This is a genomic window from Candidatus Chlamydia sanziniae, assembly GCF_001653975.1.
Taxonomy (GTDB): domain Bacteria; phylum Chlamydiota; class Chlamydiia; order Chlamydiales; family Chlamydiaceae; genus Chlamydia; species Chlamydia sanziniae.
The window spans coordinates 197,089-214,246 of record NZ_CP014639.1 but is presented as its reverse complement, the minus strand read 5'-3'; the positions used below and the strand labels follow the sequence as shown (position 1 = coordinate 214,246).

Genomic DNA, 17,158 nt, shown 5'->3' with positions numbered 1-17,158 from the left:
AATCTCCTCTTCGTTTGACGATTTTTTTTTCAACTGGTATTTTGGTTCTAATATTTACTGATAAAAATAGAGTTAGGTAATGCAACATAAGGTTAAGCGTAATTTAAGTATTATTGTTTTTGTATTCGCTCTAGCTATGTATTACGTGTTACCTACATGTCTTTATTATGCTCAACCTTTACACAAACTCATTGATCCAGTTGAAGCTCAACATATTGTGAAAAGTTTAACAAAGCAAACAACCGCTGTAGACAAAGAAATTATTCCTCGCGTATCTACGATTCTCTCTGCTTTGCATCTTTCTGGACATATAAAGCGACATTCTGATCTTCCGGGTGTAGTCAATGTTCATTTTAGACAGGCTCGTGATGCTCAAGCTTTTATCGAACACTTAACCTATGCCGAACCTAAAGTTCCCGTAAAGTCTGCGCGACTTCATGTTCTTGGTTATAGTCAGCAGAATGATTATTCGGTCCAAGTTTCTGGATCGCTAGTTACCTTGGTTAAGGAAAGTGATTTTTCTTTCGTACCGTATGCCTATGTTACAGACAATGAAAATGAAAAAAATATCTCTCATCAAGTACTGACGCAAGTCTTTGCTGCACTTCTTGCTCCTTCGCAAGATCAATGTCATTGCAATTATCCTTCGGTCTGGGAAACTGCCCCTGTAGAAGAAATCGTTCAGTACACACACAATCTCACTTTAGGGTTAGAGGTTTTTACCTCTCAGATGTCCTCTTTCCTCAACACTTTGTTTCCTTCGAATAAAGATCGCACTGCCTTCCTTAGCAGACTCGCCTCTATTGCCGATAGCCCAGAAATTTCTACCGAAGATCAGTATGTATGCCGTACGGTGTATACAAGCTTAGCACAGCAGTCACGACAAGAGAACCAGATACGTCCTAGCATAACAGACCAGAAAATTGATTGTAGTGTGGTATCCCCATTCTTTAACTCGGCAGAATTTTTCCCAAACCAACGCGAAGTTCTTCTCACCTTACACCCCGACTTGTTGGCAAAACGTACGACATTACCTCTGGAGCAGCGCTTAGATTTAGAAAGCCGCCTTGCCAGGGAAAAACAAAGATTATCCAAAAAATTCAATGCCCGACTTGAAGAGCATCCCAAAGGATTTGTATTTACTTGTATAGATAAAGAGGCTAGTGGAAAAATTGTTCTCCACGGAGAGCGGCTTTACAAAAATATTGTGGATCATCTTGTTGCTCTAACCTTACACAAGCCTCATGCAGAATCCTGTGATCTTATTCCTGAAAATTTCCCTATCTACTCTCGTCAACCTGTAGAAAGTGATTCCTTCGGTTGCTTTATTTTCACTCCAGAAGCTAATTGTAGTCATTTTTCTGAAGGCTCTGTCTATGTTGTTCTGAAAGGATTGCGTCCTATGATTACCAAATATCAAAAAAGTGGGGGGGACGAATACCAGAGTTTTGAAAAAGACCTACAAAATCTTTATAATTGCTTTACCCATATTGATTCGACTTCATGGATCATAGGAGAAGATCAGGTTTTAGAATACCGACAGCCTTTACAACAATTTTTTGATGTTTGGGGAGAAAATTTTATTGTTTCTGGAGAAGGGAATTCCGCATTTCTAGAAGTCAAAGATATCAAAGATCGTCTAAATACTTTGAATCGTATTGAAAAAAATCGTCAAAGTGAGTGGGTACAGTGGCACGAAGAATATCGTCACGCAAAGTGTTCTATGGATACCCACAAGCGTTTGCAGACTCCCATACCCCATCGGAATGCTTTCCTCGAAAACATGAAGTTGAATATGAGAAAATATGCCCGTGGGGATAATGTACTGCGCCTTGGCATCGATTTTGTTGGTGGCCGACAACTTCTTCTCTCTTTTAAAGACCATCGGGGACAAAAAATTACGAACAAAGAAGATATCCTAAAAGTTTCAGAAGAACTTTACGCACGCTTAAATAAATTAGGAGTTTCTGAAATCGAGATTCGCCGGGAAGGGGACTGTATTCATCTCAGTGTTCCAGGATCGACCAAAGTCTCTTCTTCAGAGATCTTAGGTACTTCACAAATGAGCTTTCATGTTGTTAATGAGAAATTTTCTCCCTATACAGGCTATCGTTATGAAGTGCAGAAATTTTTGGATTACCTTTGGTTTTTGTCTCAAACTCAAGGAGCGACAACACCTGAAGCAGTAAATGCTTTGGCAAGTGCCCTTTTTAATAATGAACCTACCCACGTTCCCCCCCCTGTCCATAACGCCATTGCCAAGCTTAAGCAGGAGGGGCTTGCTTTCTCTATACCAAACTGTTGTGCTCCTTCTTCAGAAGTTGACACTACATATTCGATGATTGCTATTGAAAAAGAACCAGAAAAAAAAGCCAATCCTCTCATGATTGTTTTCAGAAACTATGCTTTAGATGGGGCTTCTCTTAAAAATATTCGACCTGAATTCGCAGCAGGAGAGGGATATATCCTAAACTTTTCAGTGAAGGAAACAGGGTCTTCAAAGGTTGTTGAAAGATCTTCTTCTACAGACAGTTTTCATGCTTGGACATCGGCATACTGTCAAGACGGAGTGAATGGAACGATCAATAGCCAATATTCTGGGAATCATGGGTGGCGCATGGCAGTAATCATCGATGGTTATGTCGTCAGTAGTCCTGTATTAAATGCTCCTTTAAGAAATCACGCAAGTGTCTCAGGGAAATTCACTCATCGAGAAGTCAGTAAACTTGCTGCAGATCTAAAATCAGGAGCAATGTCTTTTGTTCCTGAGGTGCTGAGTGAAGAAATGATTTCTCCAGATCTCGGAGTAAGACAACGTACTCAAGGTATTGTTTCCGCATGCTTAGGATTGGCTGCACTTATTATTTTGATGAGCGTTTATTATAAATTTGGAGGAGTCATTGCTTCGAGTGCTGTCGTACTCAATCTCTTATTGATTTGGGCTGCACTTCAATACCTTGATGCGTCACTCACTCTTTCAGGGCTCGCAGGAATTATCCTAGCCATGGGAATGGCTGTTGATGCAAACATTCTTGTTTTTGAAAGAATCCGAGAAGAATATTGCTTGTCTCGAAGTCTTTCACGCTCTGTAGAAACAGGTTATGCTAAGGCTTTCGGAGCTATTTTTGATTCTAACCTGACAACGATATTAGCTTCGACTTTTCTTCTTTTTCTAGATACTGGACCAATTAAAGGTTTTGCCCTGACTTTGATCTTGGGGATTTTTTCTTCCATGTTTACCGCTCTTTTCATGACAAAATTCTTTTTCGCCATGTGGATGAGCAAGACACAGGAAACACAACTCCACATGATGAATAAGTTTATTGGTATAAAACACGACTTTTTGAAAGAGTGTAAGAAGTTGTGGATAGTGTCAGGAAGTCTGATTGTATTAGGGTGTGTGGCTCTAGGATTTGGCGCATGGCACTCGGTATTGGGAATGGATTTTAAAGGAGGATATGCTTTTATTGTCGATGCAGGAGAACAGGGAGCCGTTGATGTTTCTCAAGTAAGCACCCAGGTTACGAATAAGTTGAAGCAGGCAGGCTTGTCATCACGAGATTTTCGTATTCAAACTTTCCAATCCTCAGACAAGGTAAAGATTTATTTTAGCCATAGAGCTTTAGTTCATGCTAGACTGAATCAAAATGTCAATAGGGAAGTCGTTGACCAGGAATTAGCCTTTGCTCTGGGACTATTGTCAGAAACAGGTTTGGATTTCTCCTCGGATAGTTCCCAAAGTGTTCGGAATTGCTGGACTAAGGTAAGTGGCCAGTTTTCTAATAAAATGCGTCAACAGGCATGTATTGGGCTTTTAGGTGCTTTAGCAGCTATTCTCCTTTATGTTAGCTTACGCTTTGAATGGCGGTATGCTGTCAGCGCAGTTTGCGGTTTACTCCATGATCTTATTGTTACCTGTGCTGTGTTAATAGCCACGCACTTTTTCTTGCAAAAAATTCAAATCGATTTGCAAGCTATAGGGGCTCTCATGACAGTATTAGGGTATTCCCTAAATAACACATTAATTATCTTTGATCGTATTCGTGAAGATCGTCAAGCGAAAGTATTCACGTCTATGTCGACTTTGATTAATGATGCCTTGCAAAAAACCTTCAGTCGTACTGTAATGACAACAGCTACAACCCTATCAGTTTTATTAATATTATTATTTGTAGGAGGAGGGGCTGTTTTTAATTTTGCTTTCATTATGACAATAGGAATCCTATTGGGAACATTGTCATCGCTTTATATTGCCCCTCCTTTTTTATTATTTATGGTTCGTAAAGAAAAACAGACAAACAGAAATTATTGATGCATCTTAGGTTTGTAATGAAATGTGAAAGTACTCTTTAAGAAAACTCTCTTAAAGAGGTTAGGGTACAAAATCTATGTCAAATGTCAATAATTCTTCCGCGGCAAGCTTATCCTGGCTTTACCCTAAGGAAAACCCTGTTTTTCTCAAAAAAATCATTAAAGAATTCCATCTCCCTCCGATAGCAGCACAGATTTTTATTTCCCGAGGATTTCAAACTATTCAAGAAATTCATGAATTTCTTTATAGCCACCTTTCGAATCTTTATGATCCGAACTTATTTTTAGACATGTCTAAAGCTGTAGAGCGTTTACTCCTTGCTATAGAACAAGAAGAACATGTCATGATTTACGGAGACAGTGATGTTGACGGCATGACAGGTGTGGCTTTACTTGTCGAGTTTTTACGCAATATAGGAATGCAAGTGGGTTATTTTTCTCTTGGAGCCATCTTAAAGCAACATGGGGAAACCTTACCACTCATTATCAAACTTAAGGAAAAGGCTGTATCACTTTTAATTACAGTAGATTGTGGCATTACTGCTGGGAGAGAAATTAGCGATATCACAAAGCAAGGTATCGATGTGATCATCACAGATCATCATATGCCCACGGGAAAAATTCCCCATTGTGTAGCGACGTTAAACCCTAAATTACGTGATCAAACTTACCCTAATGGGGAGTTAACAGGAGTAGGTGTTGCTTTTCAACTCGCCAGAGGATTATTGAATGCTCTGATTTCTAGAAATATCATCACTAAAAATCAAATAGATCTCAATAAATCGCTTGATTTGGTTGCCTTAGGGACCATCACGGATGTGGGAACATTGCGAGGAGAAAATCGTATCATGGTGCGTCATGGACTTAAAGATATCTCTAAAGGTTTACGTTTGGGATTAAAGAAGCTTTGTATACTATCAGGAGTACCAATTAGTGATATCACTTCAACAGATATAGTATTAAAAATTGCTCCGAAATTAAATAGCTTAGGAAGATTGGCGGATCCTGCACGGGGCGTTGAACTTTTACTTACCCAAGAGAGTAAGAGAGCAGATATTTTAATCGAAGAACTTAATGAGATAAATAAAGAACGGCAAAGAATAGAGGCTAAAGTATTCCAGAACGTTCAAGATATCTTAAATAACAACTCTGGTATCTTAAAGCAAGCAGCTATTGTCCTTGCATCGCCAGATTGGCACGCTCGTGTGATTCCCATCATCTCTGCACGTCTGGCAAAGACCTATAACAAACCTGTAGTGATTATTGCTCTTCAGGGAGGAATGGGTAAGGGTTCTGCAAGAACTATAAGTTCTTTCCCCCTTCTTGGTGTATTGAAAAAGTGCTCACCGTTATTCATCTCTTATGGAGGACATGACTTTGCCGCAGGCGTAATCATGAAGGAAGATAAGGTAGAAGATTTTAAAAAGAAGTTTATTCATCTTGTTCAATCATCAATGAAAAAAAGTGATGCAGTTCCTACCCTTGCCCTCGATGCTTATGCAGACTTTAGTGCTATTGATCACGATTTGCTAGCTTCAATGGACTTATTCGAACCTTTTGGCAAAGGTAATTTAATGCCGGTTTTCTATACACAGGTACGGCAAATCCGTTATCCCAAAGTCCTCCCAGGAAATCACCTAAAACTCTATCTAGGCCAAAAAGAGAGAAATCTTGAAGGCGTTGCTTTTGGTATGGGAGATCAAGCAGCGGTTTTGAAAGCGCAATGGAATTTTCCTTTGGAGATTGCCTATACACCCCGTTTATCGGTATCCTCCTATACAGGAGTCATTCATCTTCTTATTCGAGATTTTAGGTACTGCTAACGAGTATAAATAAATGTGTTGTCCACAACATAGGAATCTTGAAGGTCTTGAATAGAAATTCCTACGATTGACGGGAAGTGTTTGTGGAGCGAAGATCCGTTCTCTTCTAGAGAGAAGGCATGATTGCCTATAGGTGTTATAAGACACAAGGAATAGGGGACTAGAGTTTATAAAAAAGCCCGTATCTTTAAATTAACAACAATCATTTGAAAATTTTAATTAGAAATCTGCTTTTAGATATCTCTTGGCTATGGAATGCGATTTTTCCTTAAGATATATTTCGCAGAGAAAATAAAAGCACAGAGTCTGGTCTATAAGTATCTTATTGTGATGTTTTTAGCCTAATAAGGGAAGTGAGTCGGATTGTAATGACAATTCATGCCAATTGAGCCAAATATCTTAAAAAGACAGAACAAAAATCTGAAACTACAGACTAGAACTTGTGGTTATTCCTTAGGTAGGTAAGACTTTAGAATACGAGAATATGCCTCCCCATAGAGATAGATGTGTGTTGGGTAGCGATTTGAGACAATATTTCACGATCTACAAGTTATACGTATATGCCTTTTAGGCAAAGTCTAGCTAATACATACTTTTACCTAACTCCCGGCTACATTTTGATCCCTATGTCCTACTCTGTTATAAGGACCCGAGCTCAGAAATTCCCTCTTTTCTTGATTCCAAAAAAGGGGAATTAGATCTTGACTATTTCCTTCATGTTATTTCAGAATGTTTTGTAAAGTGATGGAAAAAAATACATTGTAATTTATAATTCCGCATGACACAAGTTGTCGCAACAGAAGCTCGAGCAGTTTTTTTTGATGCATGTCCTAAACCTTCGTTAAAGATGTTCTCTTCAAAAAAAATGCAAACAAACTGGGAGAAAAAACAAGCAAATCCTAGGCTCTATCATCTTTTAGACATCATCTGGGTGATTATTAAACTAGTCTTGGCTGTTATTTTCTTTATTCCTTTGGGAATCTTCTGGGTTTTACAGAAAATCTGCCAAAATATTGTTCTTCCTGCTGCCGGAGGCGTATTGTTTGAAAGTTTCTGCAAAGCCTCTACCTCTATGCAAGAGCGTTACTTGAATACCCTCCTTAGTGCACACTACCTCATTCCTCCTCAACGAGTCATTTTGCAATGCGATGATTTAAAGATAGACGCCTTAGAAATAAGATTTCCCAACGCTCGACCCGATAGATGGATGCTTTTCTCTTCTGGAAATTCTGATTGTACAGAGCACCGTATTATTTTAAAGAGGCATCAAGGTTCGATAGAATGTATTGCAGCTCAAGCTCAGGCCAATATCCTGCTGTTTAATTATCCCGGTGTGATGTTCAGTCAGGGGAAAGTGACTAGAGAAAATCTCGTAAAAGCTTATCGTAGTTGTGTCCGATATCTACGCGATGAACCTTCTGGACCCCACGCTCGGGAACTCATTGCATATGGCTATTCTTTAGGAGCTTGCGTCCAAGCTAAGGCCTTAAGCTATGAAGTTACTAATGGCAGTGATGGCGTCCGCTGGTTGATAGTCAAAGATCGAGCTCCTCAATCTCTCGCTAAAACTGCAAGACAATGGTTAGGGAATTTTGGCTTTAGAATAACAAAATGTGTGGGGTGGGAGATTGATGTTACGAAACATAGCCGAGATCTTCATTGTCCTGAACTTTTTATCTACGGTAGGGATGCAGAGGGGGCTCTTATTGGAGATGGCCTATTTTCTAAAGAGACATGTTTTGCAGCTCCTTTTTTAGATCCTGAAAGAGAAATGCTTCCAGGGAAAAAAATTCCTATAGCTGAAGAAAATATTGCACATCATATGATGCTTTCTGATTTAACCATAGCGCATGTAGTTACAATAATCCTTAATTATTTCGAAACTTCAAACAACTTTGAAACGTAAATAAGAGTATTTCTTTACTGGATTCCTTCAGTTTTCTCTATCAAGTTGCCTAGTAGTGTAGAAAGAAGTTTTCTGAGATTGTTGGAAATACTGAGAACATGGTTTCTGCCCTGACATCTATAAATAAAGTTTATGGAAATACCTGTGAATTAAATTTCACTATAGACTGGTGAAGTAGATAACAGGCGCATATTTTTAGCTGACGTATCTTTCTACTTCGTCTCTTTGGATGGCTCTGTAGTAGTCTGTAGATGAAGAAGATCTATGATGATTTTTCAGTTCACCCTAGGCGTAGAGTTTTAGATTACAACTCTGGTGTTTTAAAGTTAAAAATTTTGATAACTTTCTCTTTGAAAAATCCTTTATTTACAAAGTTCATGGAAAATAGGGTTATGTAAAAAATAATTTAAATAGAAAAAAGAGACCTAGATATTTTTCTAGTTCTGATATTTTAGATTGCTCATCTTATAAGAGTTACTACAATCCGCCTCTCTATAGAAACTCCAGGGCGTTATTATAGAACACAAATGAAATTTGTAATGTAAAGAAATATTAATAATCATAGTGCAGATCTCATTTATTAAGATTTTAATCTGAAACATAAACTTTGTATTAACAAAAAAGCTTGATTAATAAAGCTTTTCTTAGGAAAATGTTTCTTTAAAAACTTCTAAAAATAAGAAAGAACTAACTGTTACGGTGGTTGTAAATATGTTAAGGGGGGAGGATGTTAGCTTATGGAGTGCCAACAACATGAAAGCTACTTTGAACTAGAAGAGAAAGGGGAGTCAGAACAACTAGATATTCAAAGTTCAAAATGGATATCGATAACGCAAGCTGCAAAGTTGCACAATGTAACACGCCAAGCAATTTATGTGGCGATTAAGCAAAGAAAACTTAAAGCTTCTAAAACTACACGTTGGGAAATTGATCTTAAAGATTTAGAAGAATATAAGCGTAATCGTTATTCGAGAAAAAAATCCTTATATCAAGGGGAGTTGGTTTTTGATAACGAGAAAGGCTGTTATTCTGTGAACCAAGTTGCGGAAATTTTAGGAATTCCTGTACAGAAAGTATACTATGCAACACGTACAGGGACAATGCGAGGAGAGCGTAAAGGCGCCGCTTGGGTGATTCATGTTGCAGAAATTGAAAGATATAAAAATGAGTACTTAAGTAGACAAACAGCTAAAAAATCTAAAATTATGGTTTCAAAATCTGAACACGAGGTCCTAGCCACAGTATTTACTCCAAACGACGCTTCATTTGAATCTAACTAATTGCTTTTTCTTCTCTTCGATTTTCTAGGTTTACCGCACCCTTATTAGTGTCCTTTTGTGTGCCCTTACTCCATTTATTTTTAAGTTTTTTGGCCTGCTACAAAAACAGGAATAGACCATTCCTTATTATGTTTCAAAATAGTACTATTGTATGCTGGGTCATTGAGCGCCGGCCTTTCTTTAAGTATCATTCACGTAATGGCAGAGAGAATTTCTCTTGAAGAAATAATTTCCTTCAAGGTATGAAGTCTTTCTCTTCAAAGGATAAAAGAATGACTTGGGAAAATGTTCGTGTGAGGGTCGCGCCCTCTCCTACAGGGGATCCTCATGTAGGAACTGCTTATATGGCTTTGTTTAACAAAATCTTTGCACAGCGATTCAAAGGGAAGATGATCCTGCGAATTGAAGATACGGATAGGACTCGAAGTCGTAAAGATTATGAACAAAATATCTTTACTGCTCTCATATGGTGTGGAATTCACTGGGATGAAGGCCCGGATATTGGTGGCACTTACGGTCCTTACAGGCAGTCAGAACGTACAAAAATCTATAAAGAGTATATTCATGCTCTACTAAAGACAGATTATGTTTATAAATGCTTCGCCACCCCCCAAGAACTCGCAGAAATGCGCGCAGTGGCAAATACTCTAGGGTATCGAGGTGGATATGATCGTAGGTACCGCTATCTCTCTGCAGAGGAAGTCGCCGCTCGCGAAAAAGCCAACCAACCTTACACTATCCGTCTTAAAGTTCCTTTAACAGGAGAATGTATCTTCGAAGATTATGGCAAAGGACGCGTTGTCTACCCATGGGCAGATGTTGATGATCAAGTTCTGGTAAAATCTGATGGCTTCCCTACCTACCACTTGGCTAACGTAATCGATGACCATCTTATGGGGATTACCCACGTCCTCAGGGGGGAAGAATGGTTAAGCTCAACTCCTAAACATCTATTGCTCTACGAAGCTTTTAATTGGCGACCCCCAGTTTTTCTACATATGCCCCTACTGCTCAACCCCGACGGAACCAAACTCTCTAAGAGAAAAAATCCTACCTCAATTTTCTATTACCGGGATTCAGGATATATAAAAGAAGCTTTCATAAATTTCCTAACCCTTATGGGTTACAGTATGGAAGGAGACGAAGAAATTTATTCTTTGGAGCACATTACTAAACACTTTGATCCTCGACGTGTTGGCAAATCAGGAGCTGTCTTTGATATCCAAAAACTCGACTGGATGAACAAACATTACTTGAACCATAAAAGCTCTCCTGAGCAGTTGTTAGCCGAACTCAAGAATTGGTTATTTAATGACGAGTTTTTCCTAAAAATTCTTCCTCTTTGTCAATCGCGCATCACAACACTCGCTGAGTTTGTAAATCTCACAGCATTTTTCTTTTCCGGAATTCCTTCGTACTCTTTAGAAGAACTTCTTCCTTCAGGACTCTCCTCTGATAAAGCAGGGATCTTAATCTATAGTTATATAAAGTATCTGGAAAAGACTGATCTCTGGGTAAAAGAACAATTTTATTTAGGATCAAAATGGCTTGCTGAAGCATTTCAAGTTCAGCATAAGAAAATTGTCGTTCCTTTGCTCTATGTAGCTATTACAGGAAAAAAATACGGCCTACCTCTCTTCGATTCTTTAGAAATCCTAGGTAAGCCACGCGCACGTGCGCGCCTTAGTTATGCACAAAATGTTCTTGGTGGAATTCCTAAGAAAATAAGCACCGCTATTGATCAATGGATGGAGGACAAAGATTTTGAAGGGAAAATCTTTGAGTTCTAAATATGTGTGAAAAGAAATGGATCTAGATTTGTAATTCTTAAAAATAAAAAACTTTTCAAAAATAAGAGAAGGGATTTGTATATGAGGGAAAAAAGGTCAAAACTTCTTGTACACCTGAGGAATTAAAGCTCAATACCATAGGACGAAGCATTAAAAACAGCCTTAGCAAGCGAAAATTCCCAAGAACTCGCCCGCACTGTCAGAGAAGATCGTCTCTCAGCGAGAATGTAATTACGATGTGGGGGAACGTAATTACAACCAACAGAGAGTAGGGAGAGTAGGAAAATAACCTGACAATAAGAAAATAGTTTCATTCTCCTTTCCACTTAGTTTTTTTAATATTAAGAGATCATTTTGATATTATTCAATAATATATTTTTAAATTATAAGAATACTTTTTTATAACTTCTTGTTTTACAATATTTTATTGCATAATTTTCCACGAAAACACACAACCATGCAAAAAATAAGTCTTTTATCATCAAAGGCTTGCTTTTGTTTTTTATTTGATAAAAAATTTTCATGTTTGGATTGCGTTTTTTACTGATAACCACAGAGTTAATTGTAGTTGGCATTTTTTATGTTAAAAAAACTGTTAATTTGTAAAAGAATAGATTAGAAAAAAAGAATTGATAAAATTTTTATTTTTATTTGTAATATTGTTCAAGGGAACGTGATTAATTAATTATTAAAAGTTTTGTCACATTTTCAATAAAATCACGAGAGTTTTCTAATTAGAAAGGAGTCATAAACTTATGAAAAAAGCTGTTTTACTCGCTGCAATTGTTGGCAGTGTTTTTAGCTTGAGTAGCTGCTGCCGTATTGTAGATTGTTGTTTTGAGGATCCTTGTGCACCCTCTTCATATAATCCTTGTGAAGCATTAAAAAAGAAAGATAAATCCTCGGGCAGTAGTAGTGCTTGTGGTTCTTATCTTCCTTCTTGCTCCAATCCTTGTAGTGGAGAGAACAATCAAAATCCAGTTCAAGGTCCTCAAGCTAAAGGTTGTACACCTTCCGATGGTAGATGTCGACAATAAAGAGATTTGCCTTAACTATTTACTTAAATTGATCAGGTAGTTAGGAGATAAAGTAACTCCTGAACTACCTTATTATAATAACAAACCCAAATGTTGAGGGTAAGAGTTGCGTAAACATTCTACCCGTTGGCAGAAGAAAAACAAAATATGCGATAGGAGATCCCTATGTCCAAACTCATCAGACGAGTAGTTACGGCCCTCGCACTAACTAGTATGGCGAGTTGCTTTGCCAGCGGGGGTATAGAGGCCGCTGTAGCAGAGTCTCTGATTACTAAAATCATTGCAAACGCAGGAACATCAACAACTCCTGTAACAGCGAAGAAAGTTAAAGTTGTCCGTAAAAATAAATTAGAGCAGAACTCTTTCTGTGATAGGGAGTTCTATCCCTGCGAAGAGGGAAGAAATCAATCAGTAGAAGCACAACAAGAATCGTGTTATGGAAAATTATATTCCGTAAAAGTAAATGACGATAATAATGTAGAAATCTGCCAATCCGTACCAGAATATGCCACTGTAGGATCTCCTTATCCTATTGAAATCCTTGCCATTGGTAAAAGAGATTGTGTGGATGTTATGATTACACAACAGTTACCTTGTGAAGCTGAGTTTGTAAGTAGCGATCCTATAACGACACCTACAAGTGATGGTAGATTAATCTGGAAAATCGATCGTCTAGGATATGGTGAAAAATGCAAAATTACTGTTTGGGTAAAACCTCTTAAAGAGGGCTGCTGTTTCACAGCAGCTACTGTATGTGCCTGTCCAGAGCTTCGTTCTTACACCAAGTGTGGTCAGCCAGCTATTTGTATTAAACAGGATGGCCCAGAATGTGCCTGCTTAAAATGCCCTGTGTGCTACAAAATCGAAGTCGTCAATACAGGTTCTGCTGTTGCTCGTAATGTTTCAGTAGAGAACCCTGTCCCCGACGGTTATTCTCATGCTACTGGCCAGAGAGTACTTTCCTTCAACCTCGGAGATATGAAACCAGGAGAGAAGAAAGTCTTCACATTGGAATTCTGTCCTCAAAAACGAGGACAAGTGACTAATATAGCTACCGTCACCTACTGTGGAGGACACAAGTGTGCGGCCAGCGTCACTACAGTCATCAATGAATCTTGCGTACAGGTAAATATCACGGGTTCCGATTGGTCCTATGTGTGTAAACCTGTAGAATACAGCATTTCTGTATCTAATCCCGGAGATCTTGTTCTTACTGATGTAATGATCGAAGATGTCACTCCAATAGGAGCCTCAGTGCTTGAAGCTCCAGGCGCTGAAATCTGTTGCAATAAAGTGGTATGGCGTATTAAAGAGATGTGCCCAGGAGAGACTCTTCAGTTTAAGGTTGTTCTAAAAGCCCAAGCTCCAGGACGGTTTACTAACCAAGTTATGGTAAAAACAAACTCCGATTGTGGAACTTGTACCTCATGTGCAGAAGCGACAACTCATTGGAAAGGTCTTGCCGCTATTCATATGTGCGTGCTGGATACGAACGATCCGATCTGCGTAGGAGAAAATACAGTATATCGTATCTGTGTAACTAATCGTGGCTCTGCCGAAGATACTAATGTTTCCTTAATTCTCAAATTTTCAAAGGAATTGCAACCTCTAGCATCTTCAGGACCAACCAAAGGAACAATTTCTGGTAATACCGTCGTTTTTGACGCTTTGCCAAAACTTGGTTCTAAAGAGTCTGTAGAATTTTCTGTAACCTTGAAAGGTATTGCTCCCGGGGATGCTCGCGGCGAAGCTATTCTTTCTTCTGATACACTAACATCACCTGTATCAGATACAGAAAACACGCATATTTATTAATTCTGAAATGCTTGGGTGAACTTTCTCCACGGGTATGAATGGATTGACGTCCTAAAGGAACTTCCTTTAGGACGTTTTTTTTACATTTCCTCACACTCTACATCACTGTATTGTAGAGCTTATTATATAATTAAATTTTTAATTAATATGTTTTATGATGTACCCTATCCTCTAAAAATATCCGGAGAGGGTACACTATGGCAACAGATATACTGTCTAGGGGAAACACTGAACTTGGGAGTAGCAGAGTAGAACCTATCATACCAGCCTCTTCTTCAAGTGCCAAATTACAGGCTCAAGCCCGTATAGCGAATATTGCACTTGGATGGATTAGAGTGAAAATTGTTCAACCTATCCGTACATCAAAATACGCACAATCTCGTGTATGTCAAATTACGATGCTCGTTTTGGGAGTTCTGTTAATCCTTATAGGCTTAGGCCTATTATTTCTCTTTCATAGTCAACTCGGTGTCCATGCTCTCTGGTTAGTGGTTCCCGCCATTGTTGGATTAATCAAATTACTAGTCACTTCATTACTTTTTGATGAGGCATGTTCTCCACAAAAACTTCTACTTTTTCAAAACTGGATGGCAATCCTTGAAGATCAATTCGATGATGGAATACTCAATAGTTCCACTAGGCTGTTTTCCTCATCTTCTAGTAACCAAGAGCACAAGGTGGACAACCAAGAGAGTAAGACAGGCAACCAAGAGAGTAAGACAGGAGAAGAATCTACTATTATTAATAAAGAAAGTATTTTAGGTTCTAATGTTCGTACGTAAAATAGTGTAACTAGGAATGTAAGTGGTTTATAACTCACACATGCCAGTCTCTATAGGCAAGCGGCGAGCTTTCTAGATTGCAATAGGATCATATCTTTTAAAATATTTACAGATTCTTCTAATTGCAAATCATTGACACCGTAAGAAGAATCATGTTTTTGGGATGTTTTTAACTGAGATAAAAATTTTTGATAGTTTTTGTTCATTGTAAGACGTTGTTGGCTATTTTCCATGAGTTGGGGAAGCATTTCTTTCCACAGAGTCTCTGGCTTTTGTAAGTTTGGCAAATAGTATTTCTGAAACCAAGGACGCATGTGATTATCCAAATCTTCCAAAGAGTCATTAAGAACATTATCACAACAATCTGCTGGCAAAGGATGATCTAAAAATCTCTCTCCTAAAGGTTCCTCAGTATAATGCGAAGGCACAAGGATATCAGAGCGTACGCCTGCAATCTGTGTGGATTTACCCGAAGGGGAATAGTACTTCCCCACAGTGACTTTAAAGAAATCCTCTTGAGAAGATTCCCCAGTAATCGTCTGATGTTGGATTGTCCCCTTGCCATAGGTCTGTTCGTCCCCAATAATTAAAGCTACACCATAGTCTTGTAAAGTTTGGGCAACAATCTCTGCTGCTGAAGCCGAGCTCTTAGAAACTAAAATTGCCAAAGGACCATCATAAAATTTCTTCGAAGAGATAGTACGATAACGCTTCATGCTCCCATCAGCATACCGAGAGACAACAACAACGCCATTAGTCATAAATAAACCAGACACTTTAATGGCCTGAGATAAAAATCCTCCGGTATTTTCTCGAATATCCAAAACTAACCCTAACAAATTCTTATCTTTTAAACTGTGGATAGCACGGCGTAAATCCTGTTCGCTAGAAACTTGATTTTCCCCCTCATAAAAAGAATGCAGGATGATCTTCCCAATCACACCATCACCATAAGATTCGTAAGTCACATCCACACGACGGTCTTCTAAAAGAATCTTTTCCCTATACAAAGGAATGGTATGGTCTCCATCTTCACGATGAACATTCAAAATTACCGTAGTGCCCTCATCCCCACGTAAACAATTTAAAACCGCGCGAAACGATAAGTGTTCAATACTCTTGCCATCTACACGATAAATAATGTCTCCTAAACGTAGTTGACCCGCCTTATCCGCAGGACCTCCCGAAAGAATTTCTTTCACCACAATGCCGTCAATATCTTCTTTCAATACAACGCCAATACCACACATTCCTTTTTCTAATTGAATACGCATAGCTAGAGCTTCGTCCTTACTAAAATATGCCGTATGAGCATCCAGACTATGAGCTAAAGCTTTAACTACACGTACATGAAAATCATACGCAGCTTCCTCAGGACTTAGCCTAACACCGTAGTCGTTAATTCCTAAATACGGATTTTCATTATTCTCAAGTTGTCGTGCACAAAGAGCTGTAAGCTGAGCCTCTTTATTTTCATAACGAAATTTAGGAACACTACAAAGATAGGTAGAGATGTAAGAAAGTAAAAGCGAATGCTGACGTTCCTTTAAAGTATCTAGGGATTTACACCATTCCGTTGCTGATCCCGGCGCTGTATAAGAATCTGCTTCTATTACTAGGCGTAGAGGATTAGCTACCCACTCTTCCCTCCATTTACGCGCACGTAGAACACTCTCTTGAATCAGACGGTTCATATTGCGATAGATCAAAAAATTACTTGCTTTATAGTTTTTAAGTAAGCGTTTTTTTACATCTTGCGATTGCAAAAACATGCCAACTTCTTGCTCAGAAAGATATGCTTTATAAGGATCAAAAGCCTGAATATAACTTACCAAAGAACGTAATAAAATGTCTGTGGACATCTCTTGAGCATTCACATGATACTCAATCAACTTATCAACAATTTTTTTAATACCTTCTTCCCGTACAAGTTCTGTAGAAAAAGAGGGTAGGGAAAGAAACGATAAGAAAAACGCGCAATAGTGAATGAATTTTTTCATTGCGGATATCTCTATTGTTGATGATAGATATCCGTAACATCGGCACAAAAGCTTCAACCTTGAGGGAGAAGATTATTAGAATAATAAAAACTTACTCATTACAAACACGTTGAAATAAAAAACTTTTAATTAAAAAGACCCAAACAATAATATCTTGAATCACAAGTGAGATTAATAATCAGTATTCCTAAGCTAGCAAAAATTAAAAACGAACCTATAACAAAATACACCCCAGAAAAAGGGAGAAGTACCTGAGGAAGCAAACTTATTCCCACAAGAATAAAAGCGAACAAAAATATCACCATTGCAGTAGCTAACATAGCAAAACTCCGAGAAGAAACAAATCGCTGTGGGTGAGATACTGGTTGTGGAATAGAAAGATTTATAGTGCTCAACGTTATTAACCCTCTTAAA

General features: G+C 38.3%; 11 protein-coding genes. 8 read left to right on the top strand and 3 right to left on the bottom strand.

The genetic code is table 11. From position 1 onward, the window contains the following. Window positions 1-79 precede the first annotated feature (79 nt). The 5 genes from Cs308_RS00825 (at window position 80) to gltX (ending at window position 11,110) form a co-directional block, all read left to right on the top strand. Complete coding sequence (locus Cs308_RS00825; RefSeq protein WP_066481468.1) at window positions 80-4,312, top strand: protein translocase subunit SecDF; 4,233 nt, start codon at window positions 80-82, stop codon at window positions 4,310-4,312. A 76-nt stretch (window positions 4,313-4,388) separates the two neighbouring features. Next, complete coding sequence (gene recJ, locus Cs308_RS00820) at window positions 4,389-6,134, top strand: single-stranded-DNA-specific exonuclease RecJ (RefSeq protein ID WP_066481466.1); 1,746 nt, start codon at window positions 4,389-4,391, stop codon at window positions 6,132-6,134. Window positions 6,135-6,912: 778 nt separating this feature from the next. Beyond that, window positions 6,913-8,040 carry a CPn0927/CPn0928 family alpha/beta hydrolase fold protein gene (locus tag Cs308_RS00815; protein ID WP_066481465.1) on the top strand — a complete coding sequence of 376 codons (1,128 nt, stop codon included), beginning with the start codon at window positions 6,913-6,915 and terminating at the stop codon, window positions 8,038-8,040. Between the two features lie 737 nt (window positions 8,041-8,777). Then, a complete protein-coding gene (locus Cs308_RS00810) occupies window positions 8,778-9,320 on the top strand; it encodes a helix-turn-helix domain-containing protein (protein WP_066481464.1) in 543 nt (180 codons plus the stop codon). 272 nt (window positions 9,321-9,592) lie between these two features. Next, entirely contained in the window at window positions 9,593-11,110 is a 1,518-nt protein-coding gene (gltX, locus tag Cs308_RS00805) for a glutamate--tRNA ligase (RefSeq protein WP_066481461.1), read from the top strand. Window positions 11,111-11,232: 122 nt separating this feature from the next. Here the strand turns inward: gltX and Cs308_RS04950 are convergent, their stop codons facing one another. Continuing rightward, complete coding sequence (locus tag Cs308_RS04950; protein ID WP_082904991.1) at window positions 11,233-11,424, bottom strand: hypothetical protein; 192 nt, start codon at window positions 11,422-11,424, stop codon at window positions 11,233-11,235. 441 nt (window positions 11,425-11,865) lie between these two features. Here Cs308_RS04950 and Cs308_RS00800 point away from each other — a divergent pair, with 441 nt between their 5' ends. From Cs308_RS00800 to Cs308_RS00790, 3 genes are all read left to right on the top strand, one after another. Further along, window positions 11,866-12,147, top strand: coding sequence for a small cysteine-rich outer membrane protein (locus tag Cs308_RS00800; protein ID WP_066481460.1), 282 nt, complete (start codon window positions 11,866-11,868; stop codon window positions 12,145-12,147). Window positions 12,148-12,312: 165 nt separating this feature from the next. After that, window positions 12,313-13,962, top strand: a complete 1,650-nt coding sequence (omcB, locus tag Cs308_RS00795; RefSeq protein WP_066481459.1) for an outer membrane complex protein OmcB — start codon at window positions 12,313-12,315, stop codon at window positions 13,960-13,962. A 197-nt stretch (window positions 13,963-14,159) separates the two neighbouring features. After that, a complete protein-coding gene (locus Cs308_RS00790) occupies window positions 14,160-14,744 on the top strand; it encodes a cysteine-rich outer membrane protein (protein WP_066481458.1) in 585 nt (194 codons plus the stop codon). Window positions 14,745-14,794: 50 nt separating this feature from the next. Here Cs308_RS00790 and tsp read toward each other — a convergent pair whose 3' ends face one another. Together tsp and Cs308_RS00780 are read right to left on the bottom strand one after the other, a co-directional pair. Continuing rightward, on the bottom strand, window positions 14,795-16,744 hold the full coding sequence (gene tsp / locus Cs308_RS00785) for a tail-specific protease Tsp (protein ID WP_066481457.1): 1,950 nt from the start codon (window positions 16,742-16,744) through the stop codon (window positions 14,795-14,797). Between the two features lie 125 nt (window positions 16,745-16,869). Next, a complete protein-coding gene (locus Cs308_RS00780; protein WP_066481456.1) occupies window positions 16,870-17,139 on the bottom strand; it encodes a hypothetical protein in 270 nt (89 codons plus the stop codon). Window positions 17,140-17,158: the final 19 nt, after the last annotated feature.

Bases quoted from the DNA above. Each gene is read 5' to 3' on its own strand.
- recJ (WP_066481466.1), top strand. From the start codon at position 4,389: ATGTCAAATGTCAATAATTCTTCCGCGGCAAGCTTATCCTGGCTTTAC.
- Cs308_RS00790 (WP_066481458.1), top strand. From the start codon at position 14,160: ATGGCAACAGATATACTGTCTAGGGGAAACACTGAACTTGGGAGTAGC.
- Cs308_RS04950 (WP_082904991.1), bottom strand. From the start codon at position 11,424: ATGAAACTATTTTCTTATTGTCAGGTTATTTTCCTACTCTCCCTACTC.
- omcB (WP_066481459.1), top strand. From the start codon at position 12,313: ATGTCCAAACTCATCAGACGAGTAGTTACGGCCCTCGCACTAACTAGT.
- Cs308_RS00825 (WP_066481468.1), top strand. From the start codon at position 80: ATGCAACATAAGGTTAAGCGTAATTTAAGTATTATTGTTTTTGTATTC.
- Cs308_RS00815 (WP_066481465.1), top strand. From the start codon at position 6,913: ATGACACAAGTTGTCGCAACAGAAGCTCGAGCAGTTTTTTTTGATGCA.
- Cs308_RS00810 (WP_066481464.1), top strand. From the start codon at position 8,778: ATGGAGTGCCAACAACATGAAAGCTACTTTGAACTAGAAGAGAAAGGG.
- gltX (WP_066481461.1), top strand. From the start codon at position 9,593: ATGACTTGGGAAAATGTTCGTGTGAGGGTCGCGCCCTCTCCTACAGGG.
- tsp (WP_066481457.1), bottom strand. From the start codon at position 16,744: ATGAAAAAATTCATTCACTATTGCGCGTTTTTCTTATCGTTTCTTTCC.
- Cs308_RS00800 (WP_066481460.1), top strand. From the start codon at position 11,866: ATGAAAAAAGCTGTTTTACTCGCTGCAATTGTTGGCAGTGTTTTTAGC.